Genomic DNA, 15702 nt, shown 5'->3' with positions numbered 1-15702 from the left:
GTCGGGGGCGGTACGGGTGGGACGGTCTCTGCGCGGGGTGCCCGGCAGGTGACGCAGTGTCGTGGCGGACGCGACGAACCCGGGCCCGGCGTGGAGGCGGCGGGCCCGGGTCGGGGTGACCGGGTGGTGCGCGATCAGTCCTGGTCGCCCTCGTAGGTGTGGAAGTCGTCGACGAGCCGGCGACGTAGCGGGGGCACCCGGCTGGTCACCCCGAAGTAGCCGCGCGCGCCGAGCAGCGCGAGCCGACCCACCACCGGCCGGTACATCCGATCGTCGCCGTTGGTGCCGCTGCGGTTCAGTGACTCGCTGACCCGCGCGAAGCCGTACGGCACCATCGCCGCCTCGTAGTCGGCCACCGCCTGGAGCAGCGTCTTGTCACCGGCGACGGCGCGGGTGAGCTGCTGGCAGAGGAGCCGTGCGTCGCGCAGCGCGGTGTTCGCGCCCACTCCGCGACCCGGTGTCATGGTGTGGATGGCGTCGCCGAGCAGGGTGACCGTGCTGCTCTTCCAGGGCGGTACCGGCTCGGACGTGGTGACCTTGATCGGCAGGGCGCTGTCCGGGTCGCCGCTGGTCAACAGCTCCCGAAGGTGCGGATGCCAGTTCGGGGTGAGGTCCAGAGCGACCCGTATCAGGTCCTCGCCGCGGCGCTGCAGCACGTCGGCCGGGAACCGGCGGGCGGCGCTCCAGATGATCAGATTGATGTTGTCGGTGGTGGTGTCGTGGGCCAGGCCGGGCCAGTTTCGCAGCACCGCGGCGTCCGCGTCGCTGACGCCGGGTTTGATCGCGCGCTCGGCGTCCCACTTGAACTCCATCACGTGCAGCACGCCCATCGTCCCGCCGGCGCCGAAGATCAGCGAGATGCCCTGGCGTACCCGCTCCGGCACGAGGTCGCGGGTCCGCGCGGTCAGCGGAATCCGCGTGGCGATGTTGATGGTGCCGGCGTCCCGGGTGACCGCGTGCGGCAGGTACTGGCGGCGCACCGCCGAGTGCGTGCCGTCCGCCGCCACCAGCAGGTCGCCGGTGGCGCTGCTGCCGTCGGCGAAGTACGCGGTGACCGTCCCGTCGTCGCGCTGCTCGTACTCGATGAAGGTCTTGTCGAAGTGCACCAGGTCGGTCAGGCCGGTCAACAGCACCTGGCGCAGCACCATCCGGGCCACCGAGTGCTCGGTGTGCACCGGGTCGGCGTCCGGTCGCAGCTCGAACGAGGCGGTCTGGCGCAGCCGCTGGGTGACCACGTTGAAGTAGCGCGGCGGTCGGGCGCAGGTGGCCAGGAAGGTGGCGAACAGCTCCGGTGGCAGGCACTCCCGCAGTGCCCGGCTGCCGGTCGGGCCGATGCCCACCCGGTAGCCGAGCAACCCCTCGGCGCGGTGGCGGTGTCGTTCGTAGACGGCGACGCTGATCCCGGCGCGGCGCAAACCGTGCGCCAGGCACAGCCCGCCGGTGCCGGCGCCGATGATCAGGACGTGTGGTGGCGGGGCGGTCACGTCGGGCCGTCCGCTCAGCCGGCCGGGTGCGCCGCAGGGGCCGCGGCGGCGTCCCAGCGGTAGAAGCATCCGGCGATGGCGTCCCGGGGCGAGCGCCAGGTCGGCAGGTACGGCGAGGTGTGCGCGGAGAGTCGCTCGTTGACCTGCTGGAAGAGCGGGTGGTTGCGGGCGGCCGCGAGGGCGTCCGGGTCGACGTCCGAGGTCTCCAGCATGTGCACGAACACGTCGTGCAGGCAGTACAGGGACCGGTGCGTGACGCCGGTCAGACCGGGCAGTTCGGTGGCGTCGGACTCGGCGAAGATCTGCGCGACCCGCCCCTCCGCGCCCGGGATGATCCGGCTGACGATCAGTAGACGACTCATGGGACCCCTTTCGCCGGTGGCGTTCCCGACCCGCGGTCGGCGGCCACGTGCTTCTGGTGCCCACCGTGCCGCAGGGCCTGTCACGTCACCGTCACGTGCGTCGGCCGGCCGGTGACGGACGGATGGCGCTCTCCCGGCTGGCCTCGCGGATCGGGGCGAGCGTGTCGTCGAGCAGGGCGCTCATGGCGGGGCTGGGCTCCAGGCGCAGCTCCCGGCGCAGCAGGTCGCGGTAGACGTAGAAGGCGTGCACGGCCTCGAAGGCGTTGCCCTCGGCGAGGTGGATGCGCACCACCAGCCGGTGTGGCGTCTCGCGCAGCGGTTCGGCGGCCATCGCCTCCAGCGCGGCCTCCAGCGCCTCACCGTGGCGTCCCGCGACGAGGTGCTGCCCGGCGACCTGTTCGAGCATGTGCAGGCGCAGTTGGCGCAGCCGTTCCCGGTCCAGCAGCACCCAGTCGTCGTACCAGCCGGGCAGCAGGTCGTGCCGGCCGGCGGCGAGCGCTCCGGCGGCGGTACGCGGGTCGTCGCCGTCGCGGACCCGGGCCGCGGTGCCGACCAGGTCGTCCACGTCCAGTCGTACCCCGGGTCCGAGCCGTACGGTGTCACCGGTCACGGACATCGGGCAGCACGGGTCCTGCCGCAGCCGCCACAGCGCGGTGCGCAGCGAGGACAGTGCCCGCTCCTCCGACGCGTCCGGCCAGAGCAGCCCGGCCAGCTGGCTGCGGGTGGCGCCGGGGCGCAGCCCGATCAGCGCGATGACCCGTTGCAGGCCGCGCGGGACCACGACCGGCGCCACGCCGCGCAGCAGGCGGAAACCGCCGAGCAGGTGCAACGAGACGACGGTCTCGGGAGAATCTCCGGCGGTCGGCACGGACGGATCAGCGGCCACGGCGGCACCCCCTGCGGAACGCTCGTCCCGACTGTCTGCTGTGTCCCGGATCGGCTGCCCGTGACGCCACTGTCGACCCCGCCGGCGGGGCACGACCACGGCTGTCGGGCGCGGCCCCCGCCGGCCTGGACTCACCGGGCTGGCCACGGTGAAGATTATCAATAGCGGTCACGGTGAGTCAACGCCACCGTGGACCTTCTATCCGTGACGGCCAACCATGAGATCGGTTCTGAACTGCCCAAACCTCCGCACGATCCGATCGCCGCAGGGCTGCTGGGCACATAGCTGATACACAGGTTGCGTCAACGCAGCGTCACCACCAAGCGTCGCTGGCCGACCCGGCGCGGTGACGCCGCCGTGACGAGGACTGCCGCATCGTGTCGACAGTCGTCCAGCGCGCCCGGGGTCCACCGGCCACCGGCCCGGACACTGTGGGGGGAGGCCCAGCCATGGACCGTTCGCTGATCGTCGCGAAGGTCGTCCCGACCGCCGAGGAGCAGGTCGCCGAGATCTTCGCCGAGTCGGACGCGACGGAGCTGCCGCGACTGGTCGGGGTCCGGCACCGCTCGCTCTACCGCCTGCACGACCTCTACGTGCACCTGCTGGAAACCGAGCAACCGGCGCAGGGCGCGGTGGAGGCCGCCCGCGGCCATCCCGAGTTCATCCGGGTCAGCGACCGGCTGCGGCCGTACGTCTCGCCGTACCTGCCGACGTGGCGCTCGCCGCGCGACGCGATGGCCACCTGCTTCTACCGGTTCGACGCCGCGGACTCCGGGCGGCGGTCGTGACCGCCACCGCGCCGCGCGAGGAGCAGCTCTGGTCCCGCTGCGCCGGCTGCGCGAGCCTGCTGTACCGCAAACGCCTGCGGCGCAACCTGGACGTCTGCCCGGAGTGCGGCGCGCACGCCCGGCTCGGCGCGCCGGATCGCCTGCGCCAACTCGTCGACCCGGGTTCGTTGCGCCCGCTGCCCGACCGGCTGCCCGAGGCGGACCCGATCGACTTCGTCGACGTCCTGCCGTACCCGCACCGGCTCACCGCCGCCCGGGCCAGCACCGGGCTGGCCGAGGCGGTCGTCTGCGGCACCGCCACCATCGGTGGGCATCCCGCCGTGCTGGCGGTGATGGACTTCCGTTTCCTCGGCGGCAGCCTGGGTTGCGCGGTGGGCGAACTGATCACGCGGGCCGCCGAACAGGCGCTGGACGACCGCGTCCCGCTCATCCTGGTCACCGCCTCGGGCGGCGCGCGGATGCAGGAGGGCGCGCTGTCGCTGATGCAGATGGCCACGGTCAGCCAGGCCATCGCCGCGCTGCGCGAGGCGGGCCTGCTCACCGTCAGCGTGCTCACCGACCCGACCTACGGCGGGGTGGCGGCGTCGTTCGCCACCAACACCGACCTGGTGCTCGCCGAGAGCGGCGCCCGGATGGGCTTCGCCGGCCCCCGGGTGATCCGCCAGGTCACCGGCCGGGCGTTGCCGGAGGGATTCCAGACCGCCGACTTCCTGCTCCGGCACGGCCAGGTGGACATGGTGGTGCAGCGCCGATCGCTGCGTGGACGGCTGACGGCGCTGCTCGCCGCCACCCGCGCCGGACGGTCGGGCCGCCCGCCCGTACCCCGGCAGGAGCCGGCGCCGCGTCGCGAGCGCCTGGCCGCCGACGCCCCGGCGCTGGCGGCGACGCCGCCGGCCCGCGCCGACCGGGACCCGCTCGTCCAGAGCCCGGCGCCGCCGCCGGCCGGCGCCGCTCGGGACCCGCTCGTCCAGAGCCCGGCGCACCCGACGGCGGGCGCCGACCGGGACCCGCTCGTCAAGAGCCCGGCGCCCCCGACGGCCGGCGACCGTCCGGGCCCGGCGACACGCGACGCGTGGGACACGGTGCGGACGGCCCGCCATCCCGGTCGACCGACCACTCTGGACTACCTCGACTCCGTCTTCGACGGCTTCGTGGAGCTGCACGGCGACCGGCTCGGCGGTGACTGCCCGGCCGTCGTCGGCGGCGTGGCCCGGCTGGACGGCCGGCACGTGATGGTGATCGGCCACCAGAAGGGGCACACGACCGCCGAGCTGGTCGCCCGCAACTTCGGTATGGCCAGCCCCGCCGGGCATCGCAAGGCGCTGCGGCTGATGCGCCTCGCCGCCCGGCTCGGCCTGCCGGTGGTCACCCTCGTCGACACCCCCGGCGCCGACCCCGGGGTGAGCGCCGAGGAGCAGGGCCAGGCGGCGGCCATCGCGGAGAACATCCTCACCCTCACCGTGCTGCCCACGCCGGTGCTGTCGGTGATCACCGGCGAGGGTGGCAGCGGCGGCGCTTTGGCGCTGGCGGTCGCCGACCGGGTGCTGATGCTGGAGCACGCCGTCTACTCGGTGATCAGTCCGGAGGGCTGCGCCGCGATCCTCTGGCCGGACCGGTCCGCGGCGCCACAGGCGGCCCGGGCGCTGCGGTTGACCGCACCTGACCTGTGCCGGCTCGGGGTGGTCGACGAGATCGTGCCGGAGCCGGCGACGGCCGCGCACGACGATCCGGCGGAGACCGCCCGGCGGCTGCGCGCGGCGTTGCTGGCCAATCTGCTGCCGTTGCTGGACGTGCCGCCCGCGATGCTGGTCCGCCTCCGCCGGCAACGGTTCCGTCGTTTCGGCGCCGCGCGCGCCGGTGCCCGGGCGGGTGCCCGGTGACCGCCGAGCCCGCCGGCGACCGGACGCTGTCGACGGCCGACGCGCCCGGCGACCGGGCCGCCTCGGCCGCCGAGCCGACCGGCGTCGACCGTCGGCCCACCGGGTACGACGGGGCCCGCCTGGACCCGGGCCAGTCCAACGGCCATGGTGGCGTCCGCCTCGACGGGGACCGCCCGGCGGACGCGGGCCGGCCCGACGACGCCGGCGCGGGCGGCGAGGAGGTGCTGGCCGGGCTGCGCCGGCAGGCGCGGCAGCTGATCGCCGAGCTGACCGGCCCGGTGCGCCGGATCCGGCTGCGCAGCGGGCCGACGGTGCTGGAGGTGGAGTGGCACCCCGGCGAGGCGGCGCGACCGGACGTACCGCCGCCGCAGGACGAGGCCGTGGCCGCACCGCCGGCCGCGCCCCCGGCGCCCGGCCCGCCGGCGGCGCTGATCCGGCCGCCGGTGCCCGGGCACGCCGCGGTGCGGGCGCCGATCGTCGGCACCTTCTACCGGGCCCCGGAACCCGGTGCGGCGCCGTTCGTCGCGGTCGGCGACCTGGTCCGTCCGGGTCAGCCGGTCGCCATCGTCGAGGCGATGAAGCTGATGAACGAGGTGGCCGCCGACCGCGCTGGCCGGGTGGTCGCGATCCTGGTCGAGGACGGCCAGCCGGTGGAGTACGACCAGCCGCTGGTCGAGCTGGATCCGGCCTGACGGCGCGGGGTGGGTGAGCGATGTTCGAGACCGTGCTGATCGCCAACCGGGGTGAGATCGCGCTGCGGGTGCTCCGGGCCTGCCGGGAACTCGGCGTCCGTACGGCGGTGGTCTACTCCGCCGCCGACGCCGACTCCGCGGCGGTCCGCCTCGCCGACCAGGCGGTCCGGATCGGGCCGGCGTCGAGCCGGCGCAGTTACCTCAACGCCGCCGCCATCGTAGAGGCGGCCCGGCAGGTGGGCGCGCAGGCCGTGCACCCCGGCTACGGCTTCCTCTCCGAGGACGCCGACTTCGCCGAGATCTGCGCGGACAACGGGCTGACCTTCATCGGCCCGCCGCCGGCGGTGATGGCCGCGCTGGCCGACAAGTCCTCGGCCCGGGCCCTGATGAGCCGGGCGGGTCTGCCGCTGCCGGCGGGCAGCGTCCAGCCGGTGCCGACCGCCGCGGCGGCGGCCGAGGTGGCCGGCGCCATCGGCTACCCGGTCATCGTCAAGGCCGCCGCCGGGGGTGGCGGCCGAGGGATGACCGTGGTGCGCAAACCGGCCGAGCTGGCCCGGGCGTACGCCCGCACCCGGGCCGCCGCGCAGGCCGCCTTCGGCGACGACCGGGTGTACGTCGAGCGGTACCTGACCGAGGCCCGGCACGTCGAGGTGCAGGTGCTCTGCGACGCGCACGGCAACGGCGTGCACCTGGGCACCCGGGACTGCTCGGTGCAGCGCCGGCACCAGAAGCTGGTCGAGGAGGCGCCCGCGCCGGCGCTGCCCGCCGGCACGCTCGACGCCATCGCGGAGACCGCGTTGCGGGGCGCGCTGGAGGTCGGTTTCGTCGGCGCCGGCACGCTCGAGTTCCTGGTCGACGCGGAGGAACGGTTCCACTTCCTGGAGATCAACTGCCGGATCCAGGTGGAGCATCCGGTCACCGAGATGGTCACCGGGGTGGACCTGGTGCACGAGCAGCTGCACATCGCCGCCGGGGTGCCGCTGCGGTGGCGGCAGGAGGAGATCCGCCTGCACGGCGTCGCGGTGGAGTGCCGGGTCAACACCGAGGACCCGGAGCGCGGCTTCGTCCCGACCCCCGGCCGGCTGGAGCGGTTCACCCCGCCCGGCGGACCGTTCACCCGGGTGGACACCCACGCCCGTGCCGGCTACCTGGTCGGTCCCTGGTACGACTCGCTGCTGGCCAAGGTCGTGGTCTGGGCGCCCGACCGGGAGTTGGCGCTCAACCGGTTGGAGCGCGCTCTGGAGGAGTTCGACGTCGCCGGGCCGGGCGTACGAACCACCATCCCGTTCGTCCGGCGGGTGCTCGACGACGCCGCATTCCGCAAGGGCCGCTACACCACCGGCCTGGTCGACCGTCTGCTCGCCGCGCCCGACCCGGCGCCCGCGCGGCGGCCGACCCCCACACCGCGCCCCGCGCCCGCCGCGGAGCCCGACGCAACCCACAGGAGGACCCGATGACCGTCACCCATGGTCGCCCGTTGACCGCCGAGATCACCGACATCCTGGTGGCGCACTGCGGGCTGGACGCCGACGCCGCGGCCCGGGCGCCCGCCGCTTCGCTGGAGGAGCTGGGCATGGACTCGCTCGCGCTGCTGGAGCTGTCCGCGGTCGTCGCCGACCGGTGGCAGGTGAGCATCCCGGAGCAGTCCGGGCAGCTGAGCATCCCGGCGGTGGCCGACCTGGTCGCCCGCCGCGCCGATCCGCCCGGACACACCGAGAACGGCGTGCTCATCGACGCGCCGCTGGCACTGGTCTGGGAGATCACCAACGACGTGGCGAACTGGACGGAGCTGTTCACCGAGTACGCCGTGGTGGAGATCCTGCACCGCGACGGGCACACCGTGCGGTTCCGGCTCACCATGCACCCGGACGAGAACGGGGTGGCGTGGAGCTGGGTCAGTGAACGCACCGCCGACCCGGTGAGCCGGCAGGTCCGGGCGCACCGGGTGGAGACGGGGCCGTTCGAGTACATGCGGATCCACTGGCGCTACACCGAGGAGGAGGGCGGCACCCGGATGACCTGGGTGCAGGACTTCGCCATGAAGCCGACCGCGCCGGTCGACAACGCCGCGATGACCGAGCGGATCAACACCAACAGCGTGATCCAACTCGGGGTGATCAAGGACCGGGTGGAGCGGATCGCCCGACAGCGCGCCGAACAGGGCCGTCCCGTGGCCGGCGACGAGCCGACGGAGGCCGGCGATGAGTGATCTGGGCACCCGACCGATCGCCGCCCGGGACGTACCGGCCGACCGGAGGCGCGGCGGTGAGCTGCGGGTGCTGCTCGGCCCACGCACCGTCGGCAGCACCTCCGGCTTCCTCGGGGTGGCCACGCTCGCGCCGGGGGAGCGCATCGCGGAGCACTACCACCCGTACAGCGAGGAGTTCCTGTACGTGGCGCGCGGCGCGATCACCGTCGACCTGGACGACCAGCCGACGCTGCTGGCCGCGGGCGAGGCGCTGTTCGTGCCGGTCAACGTGCGACACCGGCTGCGCAACACCGGCGTCGAACCGGCCGAGGTGGTCTTCCACCTGGGCCCGCTGGCCCCCCGCCCGGAGCTGGGGCACGTGGACACCGAGCTCGTCGAACAGCGGGGCGGGGCATGACCGGGCGCCGCACGGTGGTGACCGGCGTCGGGGTGGTCGCCCCGGGCGGCGCCAGCCGGGACCGTTTCTGGAAGACCATCACCGAGGGGCGTACCGCCACCCGGCGGATCAGTTTCTTCGACCCGTCCGCGTTCCGGTCGCAGATCGCCGCCGAGTGCGACTTCGATCCGGTCGCCGCCGGGCTCACCGAGGCCGAGCGGCGCCGGGCCGACCGGTACGTGCAGTTCGCGCTGGCGTGCTCCGCCGAGGCGGTCGCCGACGCCGGTCTGGTGCTCACCGACGCGGAGCGGGACCGGGCCGGGGTGGTGCTCGGCACCGCGGTGGGCGGCACGATGGCCCTGGAGCAGGAGTACGTGACGCTCAGCGAGCACGGCCGGCGCTGGCTGGTCGACGCGGCGCGCGGCGGCCCGTACCTCTATCAGGCTCTGGTGCCCAGCAGCCTGGCCGCCGACGTGGCCTGCCGGCACGGGCTGCACGGCCCGGCGCAGGTCGTCTCCACCGGATGCACCTCGGGCATCGACGCGATCGGCTACGCCCATCAGTTGATTGTGGACGGTGAGGCCGACGTGGTGCTGGCGGGCGCGGCCGACTCGCCGATCTCGCCGGTCACCGTCGCCTCGTTCGACGCGATCAAGGCGACCAGCCCGGACAACGACGATCCGGCGCACGCCTCGCGTCCGTTCGACGCGGACCGGCACGGGTTCGTGCTGGCCGAGGGCGCGGCGGTGCTGGTGCTGGAGGAGGCCGGGCGCGCCCGGCGGCGTGGCGCGCACGTCTACTGCGAGGTCGCCGGTTACGCGAGCCGTAGCAACGGCTACCACATGACCGGGTTGCGCCCGGACGGGTTGGAGATGGGGCTCGCCGTCACCGACGCGCTCAAGCAGGGCCGGATCGCCCCCGAGCAGGTCTCCTACATCAGCGCGCACGGCTCGGGCACCCGGCAGAACGACCGGCACGAGACGGCCGCGTTCAAGCGGGCGCTGGGCCAGGCCGCGTACCGGGTGCCGATCAGCTCGATCAAGTCGATGGTCGGGCATTCGCTCGGCGCGATCGGCTCGATCGAGATGGCGGCCTGCGCGCTGGCCATCGAGTTCGGCGTGGTGCCGCCGACGGCCAACTGGACCACGCGGGATCCGGAGTGCGACCTGGACTACGTGCCGAACGAGGCGCGGGAGGTCCCGGTGGACGTGGCGCTGTCGGTGGGCAGCGGGTTCGGCGGCTTCCAGTCCGCGATGGTGTTCCGCCGGCTGCCCGGTGCGGTGGCGGCGTGACCGCCCGGGCGGTGGTGACCGGCATCGGCGTCGTCGCGCCCAGCGGTGTGGGCGCGGACGCGCACTGGCGCACCGTGCTGGCCGGCACCCGACGGACCGGGCCGATCACGTTGTTCGACCCGTCCGGCTACCCGACCCGCTTCGGCGGGGAGGTGCCCGACTTCACCGCCGACGGGTACGCGGACAGTCGACAGTTGGTGCAGACCGACCGGTGGACGCATCTCGGTTTCGCGGCCACCCGGTTGGCGCTGGCCGACGCCGGGCTGCCCGAGCGGGCTCCCGACCCGTACGGCTACGCGGTGACCCTGGCCAGCTCGTCCGGGGGCAACCTGTTCGGCCAGCGGGAGCTGCAACGGCTCTGGGGTGGTTCGTCGCGGACGGTCGGGGCGTACCAGTCGATCGCCTGGTTCTACGCGGCGAGTGTCGGGCAACTGTCCATCCACCACCAGTTCAAGGGCCCGAGCGGGGTGCTGGTCGCGGAGGCGGCCGGCGGGTTGGACAGCCTGGCGCACGCCGCCCGGGCGGTACGCCGGGGCACGCCGGTGGTGATCGCGGGGGCCACCGAGTGTCCGTTGAGCCCGTACGCGCTGGCCTGTCAGCTGCGTTCCGGGCTGCTCAGCGACGTCGCCGACCCGGAGCGGGCGTACCGGCCGTTCGACGCCGCAGCCAGCGGCTACCTGCCCGCCGAGGGCGGCGCGGTGTTCGTGGTGGAGGAGATCGGGCACGCGTTGGCGCGGGGCGCCCGGATCTACGGCGAGGTGAGCGGCTGGGGCGCCACCCACGACGCCGCGCACACGACGGCGGACAGCGCCGGCGACCCGGCACAGTACGCCCGGGCGATGCGGCTGGCGCTGGACCGGGCCGGTGTCGCGGCGGCCGGGATCGACGTGGTGCTGCCCGACGCGCTGGGTGTGCCCCGCTACGACCGCAGCGAGGCCGAGGCGCTGCGTGCCGTGTTCGCCGACCGGCCGCCCCCGGTCACCACGCAGAAGCCGCTGACCGGGCGGGCGTATCAGGGCGGCTCGGCGCTGGACGCGGCCACCGCGCTGCTCGCCTTCGCGCACGACACACTGCCCCGCTCCGCCGGCCCGGACGAGGTGGCCGACGGGTGCGAGCTGGATTTCCTCCGTGAGCACCGCCGCCCGCGCAGCCGGTTGGCGCTGGTCTGCGCGCGGGGCTTCGACGGGTTCAACAGCGCGCTGGTCCTGCGCGGGGCCGCGCCGATGAGGGGAGAGACGCCATGAGCGAGCAGCGGGCCCGGGTGGTCTTCCTGGTGCGGGTGCCGGTGCCGCGCACCGAGCAGTTCCTCGCCGCGTACGAGGCGGCGCGGCACCTGGTCGCCGGCGGGGTGCCGGGGCACCTGGTCGACCAGGTGTGCCGCTCGTCGACGGACCCGGAGCAGTGGTTGATCACCAGTGAGTGGGCGAGCCTCGCCGACTTCGAGAGCTGGGAACGCAGCCCCGAGCACCGGGAGCTGGTGCGCCCGATGCGGGAGTGCTTCACCGACGCCCGCTCGCTGCGCTTCCACATCCACGCCCAGACGCCAGCACTGGCCTGACGGCGTCGCTACGTCTCTGGCAATCTTGGACAGTTTCCGTTACGAGCTAACGGAAACTGTCCAAGATTGCGGGACAGCATGCATGCGCGTCGGGCGTGCCGACGGCGAGGATCGTCCCCACGAGCACGCTGCGCTGCACGGCGGGGTCGAGACGGCGGCGGGAGCGCGTAGTGTCCCCGGTCCATGAAGGTACTCATCTCCGTCGACATGGAGGGCATCTCGGGGGTCGTGCACTCCGTCGAGACGAATCCGGATCGGTACGACTACGAGCGCGGGCGTGCGTTGACGACGGCCGAGGCGAACGCGGTGATCGCCGGGGTTCTCGATGCCGAACCCGAAGCCGTGGTGTGGGTCGCCGACGCACACGGATCGTTTCGGAACCTCCTGCCGGAGGACCTCGACCGGCGTGCTCACCTCGTGCGGGGCAGACCCCGTCCGCTGGGCATGCTCGCCGGGCTGGACGAGCACACGGAGGCCGTCCTGCTCGTCGGCTATCACGCTCGGGCCGGTAGCGGGCCCGCCGTACTGGCGCACACGATGAGTGACGCCATCCTCGACGTGCGGGTAGGAGGACGGTCGCTGGGCGAGATCGGCCTCAACGCGGCCATGGCGGGGCACCTGGACGCACCCGTCGTCCTGCTCAGCGGAGACGACACCGCCTGCGCGGAACTCAGTGAGCTGGTGCCCTCGGCGGTCACCGTCGCGGTCAAGCAGGCCCTGGGGCAGGCCGCCGCGGTGGCTCTCCATCCGCAGGAGGCACGGGAGCGGCTGCGCCACGCCGCCGCCGATGCCATCACCCAACGCGCCTCGATTCCCCCGCTGACAATGGCCGGGCCGCTGGACGTCGAGATCGACCTGTACGGCCCGTACATGGTCGACCTCGCCGTCCTGGTGCCGGGTGTGGCCCGCGTCGGCGGCGGCCGGACGGTCGGTTTCCACGCCGCTGACGTCGCCGAGGCGTATCGGCTCGTTCAGCTGCTTGTCCAACTCGCCACGATCAAACCGGGCTAGATGCGTGAAACGGCTTCCCGGCGGTGGTGCCGGCCACCTGGTCCGCCGGGGCGGCGGTGATCCCGCGCCCGCTCGACCAGTCGCCCCGCACCACCACCGGCAAGGCGGTCCGCTCGGCTGACGCGCTGTCCTCGGCAGCCACGCCGTGACGGGCCCGCTGCACCGGGTCGACGACCCGGCCCCGACCGCCCGGCGGGCGGCAGCCTGGCCGACCGGTCGCTCAGCCGGTCAGGCTGACCTCGGCCAGATAGACGCAGGTCCGCTCCTCGTGCGAGGAGTAGTAGCTGACCCACAGCAGGTCGTCGTGCCAGACCAGGCCGGGGTAACTGGTGTCGCCGCCGGAGGGCAGCGCGACAAGTTCGGTCAGCTCGCCCCGCTCCGCGTCCACAGCACACACCGCCGTGCGCACCTCGCCGTCGAGCAGGCGCAGCCCAGCTAGCAGCCGCCCGTCGGGCAGCCGGAGCAGCGTCGGCCCGCCGATCTGGACACCGAGGTCGGTCCAGCTCCAGTCCCGGTACGGCGGGCGGGCGCGGCCGAGCTGCGCGGTTGCGGCGTCACCGTCGCGGCGCAGCAGGCAGATGGCGGTGCCGTCCGGGTCGACGACCAGCCCCGACTCGTTGGGGTAGCCACCCTCGAACAGTGTCGGCACCCACGGCTGGAGGTCGATGCCGTCGACGCTGCGGTAGAGCCGGGCGAACCGTGGATCCCGGGTGGCGTAGCCGACGCCGTACATCGCGCCGTCGTGCCAGACCGCCCGCCACACCCAGACGTCCGGTTCGCCGACGGGGATCGGGTCGCCCCACGCGCGCCCGTCCGCGGAGAGCCAGGTCATCGTCTGGAATGACTTGGTGGTCCCGCCGGTTGCTGCCACCGCCAGCAGTTGCAGCCGCCCGTCGGGCCGCAGGACGAAGCGCGGGTCGCGCAGGTCGGTCCCGGGCTGGCGGACGACCGTCGCGGACGTCCACGATCGACCGTCGGCCGAGGTCAGCACCCGGATCACGCCGTCGTCGGAGAGATGGGCCCGTGCCTCACGGAAGGCGCAGAACCAGCTCCCGGCGTACCGGACCAGGTCGGTGAAGGCGCTGTGCGGCGCGCTGTCGCCGATCCGGTGGACGGCGGTGACCTCGGCGGTGGTGCGGCGGGTGGGTGACGACGTCATGCGGCAGTCTCCTGGCATCGGGGGAGTGCGGGACGTGCCGGGCGCCGGCCAGGGCCCGGGGCGCGGTGCCGACGGCCGACGCTAGCGATCCCTGCCGACGCCCACGGGGCCGCCAGACGAACGCGCGACGAACTCTCCGGACGGCACGGCTGGCCCGGTCGGATCGATGTCGCCCCCGCGTCGGCCGCACCCCACCGAGCTAGCCGCCGGCCGGCTCCTGTTGGGCGCGGTGGGCGGCGGCGAGCCGCTTGGGGGCGCGGGCGTACCAGGCTTCGGTGATCACCTCGGTCAGCTCGGGCACGCCGATCCGGTCGAGCCGAACCAGCACCGCCGGGTAGCCCTCGAAGTGCGGGGTGGTGAAGTAGACCGACGGGTCGTCGGCGAGCAGGGCCTCCTTGACGCCGAGGTCGGGCACCCGCGCGCCGAGGATCGGCCCGTCGGGCGCGGCGGCGCCGAGGGCGGCCCGGTCGGCCGCGCGCAATGGCCGTTCCCAGACGAACGGCTTGTCCCGCACCCGCCAGGCGGGCAGCCCGTCGTACGAGGCCCGCTCGGTGGTCTCGGGCAGTGCGAACGCGATCCGGCGGACGTCCTCCCAGCTGGCCATGTCCACACGGTACGGCGGTTCAGCGAGCCACGGTGTGCTCGGCGAGCAGTTGGCCGAGCACGTGTCGGGCCTCGGCCGCCTTGCCCGGCTCGGGATTGTCCAGGGTGATCAGCGCCTTCCACAGCGCCCAGCCGCGCCCGCGAGCCCAGGTGGCCGCGTCGACGTCGAGCGCGTCGTGGAAGGTGGCCCTGCTCAGGCCGTGCAGCAGCGTCCAGGCGATCACGGTGTCGCAGGCGGGATCGCCGACACCACAGCAGCCGAAGTCGATGACGGCGGCCAGTTGGCCGTCGCGGACCAGCAGGTTGCCGGCCGCGACGTCGCCGTGGAACCAGACCGGCGGCGCGGCCCACGTGGCGTCGAGGGCGGCCTGCCAGATGTCGTTGACGGCGGCGACGGGTAGCCGGTCACGGTGCGTTTCGATCGCGGCCCGGGTTTCGGCGTCGTAGGTGGACAGCGGCGCGCCCCGCCAGGCGCTGTGCCGGCCGGCGGTGGGGCCGCCCGTGGCGTCGACGCACCGTAGGGCGCGCAGGAAGCCGGCGAGGTCGGTGGCGAATCGGGTCAGGTCGTCGATCCGCTCGGGCCGGACGGTCTGTCCGTCGATCCATCGGTAGACCGACCACGGGTACGGGTAGCCGGCACCCGCCCGACCCTGGGCCAGGGGGGTGGGCACCTCCAGCGGCAGCCGTTCGCCGAGCACCGGTAGCCAGCGCTGTTCCTTGGCGACCTGGAGGGCGTACCCCTCGCCGCTGGGCAGCCGCACGGTCATCGCGTCGCCCAGGTGGAAGGTGCGGTTGTCCCAGCCGTCGACCTCCACCGCGCGTACCGGCAGCTCGGCCCAGTGCGGGAACTGGTCGGCGACCAGGCGGCGGACCAGTGCCTCGTCAATCCGGCCGGCCACCGCGTCGTCGGTGTCGGGTACGTCGGGGAGGTTCTGTGCGTTCATCCGCCTGAGCCTGCGGGGACCGGGCCAGGTCCGCAACCGGCTTTACGCCGGACGGCGGGGGTCGGTGGCGGTGAGCTGAGCCTGGCCACGGCCCGCTCGGCGTGCTGACACACCGCGTTCATCGGATGGCAATGCGCGACGGCCCGCGTGCCGCCGTCCTGCGTGGACGGTCATAATGGGCCGCATGGTTGCCTGGGAGTACGCCCTGCTCGTCCGCCGCTATCAGGGGCAGGGCCGCAATTTTCACGTTTCGTTCGTCTGGTACGCGCCGGACGGGTCGCGCAGGGACATCACCGCCTTCGGTGACACCGCCATCGCGCACCTCAACCGCGTCGGCCGCGAGGGCTGGGAGCTGGTCTCCGCCGCCGAGGACGTGAACAACGTCCAGGGCAGCACCGAAGTCCACCGCTACCACCTCAAGCGCCCCCTGAACTAAGCCGCCCGCTCCGCCCCCACCC

At 73.9% G+C, this 15702-nt stretch carries 18 protein-coding genes and 1 pseudogene; 13 read left to right on the top strand and 6 right to left on the bottom strand.

The window, feature by feature from the left end:
• Nucleotides 1-134 precede the first annotated feature (134 nt).
• From EAD89_RS28130 to EAD89_RS28120, 3 genes are all read right to left on the bottom strand, one after another.
• Nucleotides 135-1484 (bottom strand): NAD(P)/FAD-dependent oxidoreductase, encoded by a 1350-nt coding sequence (locus EAD89_RS28130; RefSeq protein ID WP_121677811.1) that lies wholly within the window; start codon nucleotides 1482-1484, stop codon nucleotides 135-137.
• 14 nt (nucleotides 1485-1498) lie between these two features.
• Nucleotides 1499-1846 (bottom strand): TcmI family type II polyketide cyclase, encoded by a 348-nt coding sequence (locus EAD89_RS28125; protein WP_121652181.1) that lies wholly within the window; start codon nucleotides 1844-1846, stop codon nucleotides 1499-1501.
• A 91-nt stretch (nucleotides 1847-1937) separates the two neighbouring features.
• A complete protein-coding gene (locus EAD89_RS28120) occupies nucleotides 1938-2732 on the bottom strand; it encodes a BTAD domain-containing putative transcriptional regulator (RefSeq protein ID WP_121677810.1) in 795 nt (264 codons plus the stop codon).
• A 449-nt stretch (nucleotides 2733-3181) separates the two neighbouring features.
• Between EAD89_RS28120 and EAD89_RS28115 the strand changes: the two genes are divergently transcribed.
• The 12 genes and pseudogenes from EAD89_RS28115 (at nucleotide 3182) to EAD89_RS31260 (ending at nucleotide 12687) form a co-directional block, all read left to right on the top strand.
• Nucleotides 3182-3520 (top strand): TcmI family type II polyketide cyclase, encoded by a 339-nt coding sequence (locus EAD89_RS28115; protein WP_121652179.1) that lies wholly within the window; start codon nucleotides 3182-3184, stop codon nucleotides 3518-3520.
• Nucleotides 3517-4341: pseudogene (accD, locus tag EAD89_RS31400) on the top strand (acetyl-CoA carboxylase, carboxyltransferase subunit beta); the annotation flags it as partial. The gene EAD89_RS28115 and the pseudogene accD, both read left to right, overlap by 4 nt.
• A 33-nt stretch (nucleotides 4342-4374) precedes the next feature.
• Entirely contained in the window at nucleotides 4375-5400 is a 1026-nt protein-coding gene (locus EAD89_RS31395) for an acetyl-CoA carboxylase carboxyltransferase subunit alpha (protein WP_368666379.1), read from the top strand.
• Nucleotides 5397-6092 carry an acetyl-CoA carboxylase biotin carboxyl carrier protein gene (gene accB / locus EAD89_RS28105; RefSeq protein WP_233579217.1) on the top strand — a complete coding sequence of 232 codons (696 nt, stop codon included), beginning with the start codon at nucleotides 5397-5399 and terminating at the stop codon, nucleotides 6090-6092. The genes EAD89_RS31395 and accB overlap by 4 nt, the downstream gene beginning before the upstream one ends.
• 20 nt (nucleotides 6093-6112) lie before the next feature.
• On the top strand, nucleotides 6113-7549 hold the full coding sequence (locus EAD89_RS28100) for an acetyl/propionyl/methylcrotonyl-CoA carboxylase subunit alpha (protein WP_121677808.1): 1437 nt from the start codon (nucleotides 6113-6115) through the stop codon (nucleotides 7547-7549).
• Nucleotides 7546-8301 (top strand): SRPBCC family protein, encoded by a 756-nt coding sequence (locus EAD89_RS28095; protein WP_121677807.1) that lies wholly within the window; start codon nucleotides 7546-7548, stop codon nucleotides 8299-8301. The genes EAD89_RS28100 and EAD89_RS28095 overlap by 4 nt, the downstream gene beginning before the upstream one ends.
• Nucleotides 8294-8698, top strand: a complete 405-nt coding sequence (locus tag EAD89_RS28090) for a cupin domain-containing protein (protein ID WP_121677806.1) — start codon at nucleotides 8294-8296, stop codon at nucleotides 8696-8698. Before EAD89_RS28095 ends, EAD89_RS28090 begins: the two co-directional genes overlap by 8 nt.
• Nucleotides 8695-9969 (top strand): beta-ketoacyl synthase, encoded by a 1275-nt coding sequence (locus tag EAD89_RS28085; RefSeq protein ID WP_121653756.1) that lies wholly within the window; start codon nucleotides 8695-8697, stop codon nucleotides 9967-9969. The genes EAD89_RS28090 and EAD89_RS28085 overlap by 4 nt, the downstream gene beginning before the upstream one ends.
• Nucleotides 9966-11213 carry a beta-ketoacyl synthase N-terminal-like domain-containing protein gene (locus EAD89_RS28080; RefSeq protein ID WP_121677805.1) on the top strand — a complete coding sequence of 416 codons (1248 nt, stop codon included), beginning with the start codon at nucleotides 9966-9968 and terminating at the stop codon, nucleotides 11211-11213. The genes EAD89_RS28085 and EAD89_RS28080 overlap by 4 nt, the downstream gene beginning before the upstream one ends.
• Complete coding sequence (locus EAD89_RS28075; RefSeq protein WP_121677804.1) at nucleotides 11210-11527, top strand: antibiotic biosynthesis monooxygenase; 318 nt, start codon at nucleotides 11210-11212, stop codon at nucleotides 11525-11527. Before EAD89_RS28080 ends, EAD89_RS28075 begins: the two co-directional genes overlap by 4 nt.
• Nucleotides 11528-11710: 183 nt before the next feature.
• Nucleotides 11711-12538 (top strand): M55 family metallopeptidase, encoded by an 828-nt coding sequence (locus EAD89_RS28070; protein ID WP_121677803.1) that lies wholly within the window; start codon nucleotides 11711-11713, stop codon nucleotides 12536-12538.
• Between the two features lie 26 nt (nucleotides 12539-12564).
• Nucleotides 12565-12687 carry a hypothetical protein gene (locus EAD89_RS31260; protein ID WP_255421290.1) on the top strand — a complete coding sequence of 41 codons (123 nt, stop codon included), beginning with the start codon at nucleotides 12565-12567 and terminating at the stop codon, nucleotides 12685-12687.
• Between the two features lie 71 nt (nucleotides 12688-12758).
• Here the strand turns inward: EAD89_RS31260 and EAD89_RS28065 are convergent, their stop codons facing one another.
• The 3 genes from EAD89_RS28065 to EAD89_RS28055 all read right to left on the bottom strand — a co-directional run bounded on the left by EAD89_RS28065 (nucleotide 12759) and on the right by EAD89_RS28055 (nucleotide 15244).
• On the bottom strand, nucleotides 12759-13697 hold the full coding sequence (locus EAD89_RS28065; RefSeq protein ID WP_121677802.1) for a sialidase family protein: 939 nt from the start codon (nucleotides 13695-13697) through the stop codon (nucleotides 12759-12761).
• A 199-nt stretch (nucleotides 13698-13896) separates the two neighbouring features.
• Nucleotides 13897-14301: an MmcQ/YjbR family DNA-binding protein gene (locus tag EAD89_RS28060; protein WP_121677801.1), complete on the bottom strand. Its 405-nt coding sequence runs from the start codon at nucleotides 14299-14301 to the stop codon at nucleotides 13897-13899.
• A gap of 19 nt (nucleotides 14302-14320) precedes the next feature.
• Nucleotides 14321-15244 (bottom strand): aminoglycoside phosphotransferase family protein, encoded by a 924-nt coding sequence (locus EAD89_RS28055; RefSeq protein WP_121677800.1) that lies wholly within the window; start codon nucleotides 15242-15244, stop codon nucleotides 14321-14323.
• 175 nt (nucleotides 15245-15419) lie between these two features.
• Here EAD89_RS28055 and EAD89_RS28050 point away from each other — a divergent pair, with 175 nt between their 5' ends.
• Nucleotides 15420-15680 (top strand): hypothetical protein, encoded by a 261-nt coding sequence (locus EAD89_RS28050; protein ID WP_121677799.1) that lies wholly within the window; start codon nucleotides 15420-15422, stop codon nucleotides 15678-15680.
• Nucleotides 15681-15702 lie beyond the last annotated feature (22 nt).

It is taken from the genome of Micromonospora sp. BL4 (assembly GCF_003667505.1).
Classification (GTDB): Bacteria; Actinomycetota; Actinomycetes; order Mycobacteriales; family Micromonosporaceae; genus Micromonospora.
The sequence above is the reverse complement of the archived record's forward strand: the minus strand, read 5'-3'. Positions and strand labels throughout refer to the sequence as shown.

What these genes read in the sequence shown, in the direction of transcription:
- EAD89_RS28125 (WP_121652181.1), bottom strand. Translation starts at nt 1,846, where the DNA reads ATGAGTCGTCTACTGATCGTCAGCCGGATCATCCCGGGCGCGGAGGGG.
- EAD89_RS28115 (WP_121652179.1), top strand. Translation starts at nt 3,182, where the DNA reads ATGGACCGTTCGCTGATCGTCGCGAAGGTCGTCCCGACCGCCGAGGAG.
- EAD89_RS28100 (WP_121677808.1), top strand. Translation starts at nt 6,113, where the DNA reads ATGTTCGAGACCGTGCTGATCGCCAACCGGGGTGAGATCGCGCTGCGG.
- EAD89_RS28095 (WP_121677807.1), top strand. Translation starts at nt 7,546, where the DNA reads ATGACCGTCACCCATGGTCGCCCGTTGACCGCCGAGATCACCGACATC.
- EAD89_RS28090 (WP_121677806.1), top strand. Translation starts at nt 8,294, where the DNA reads ATGAGTGATCTGGGCACCCGACCGATCGCCGCCCGGGACGTACCGGCC.
- EAD89_RS28085 (WP_121653756.1), top strand. Translation starts at nt 8,695, where the DNA reads ATGACCGGGCGCCGCACGGTGGTGACCGGCGTCGGGGTGGTCGCCCCG.
- EAD89_RS28075 (WP_121677804.1), top strand. Translation starts at nt 11,210, where the DNA reads ATGAGCGAGCAGCGGGCCCGGGTGGTCTTCCTGGTGCGGGTGCCGGTG.
- EAD89_RS28070 (WP_121677803.1), top strand. Translation starts at nt 11,711, where the DNA reads ATGAAGGTACTCATCTCCGTCGACATGGAGGGCATCTCGGGGGTCGTG.
- EAD89_RS28065 (WP_121677802.1), bottom strand. Translation starts at nt 13,697, where the DNA reads ATGACGTCGTCACCCACCCGCCGCACCACCGCCGAGGTCACCGCCGTC.
- EAD89_RS28060 (WP_121677801.1), bottom strand. Translation starts at nt 14,301, where the DNA reads ATGGCCAGCTGGGAGGACGTCCGCCGGATCGCGTTCGCACTGCCCGAG.
- EAD89_RS28055 (WP_121677800.1), bottom strand. Translation starts at nt 15,244, where the DNA reads ATGAACGCACAGAACCTCCCCGACGTACCCGACACCGACGACGCGGTG.
- EAD89_RS28050 (WP_121677799.1), top strand. Translation starts at nt 15,420, where the DNA reads ATGGGCCGCATGGTTGCCTGGGAGTACGCCCTGCTCGTCCGCCGCTAT.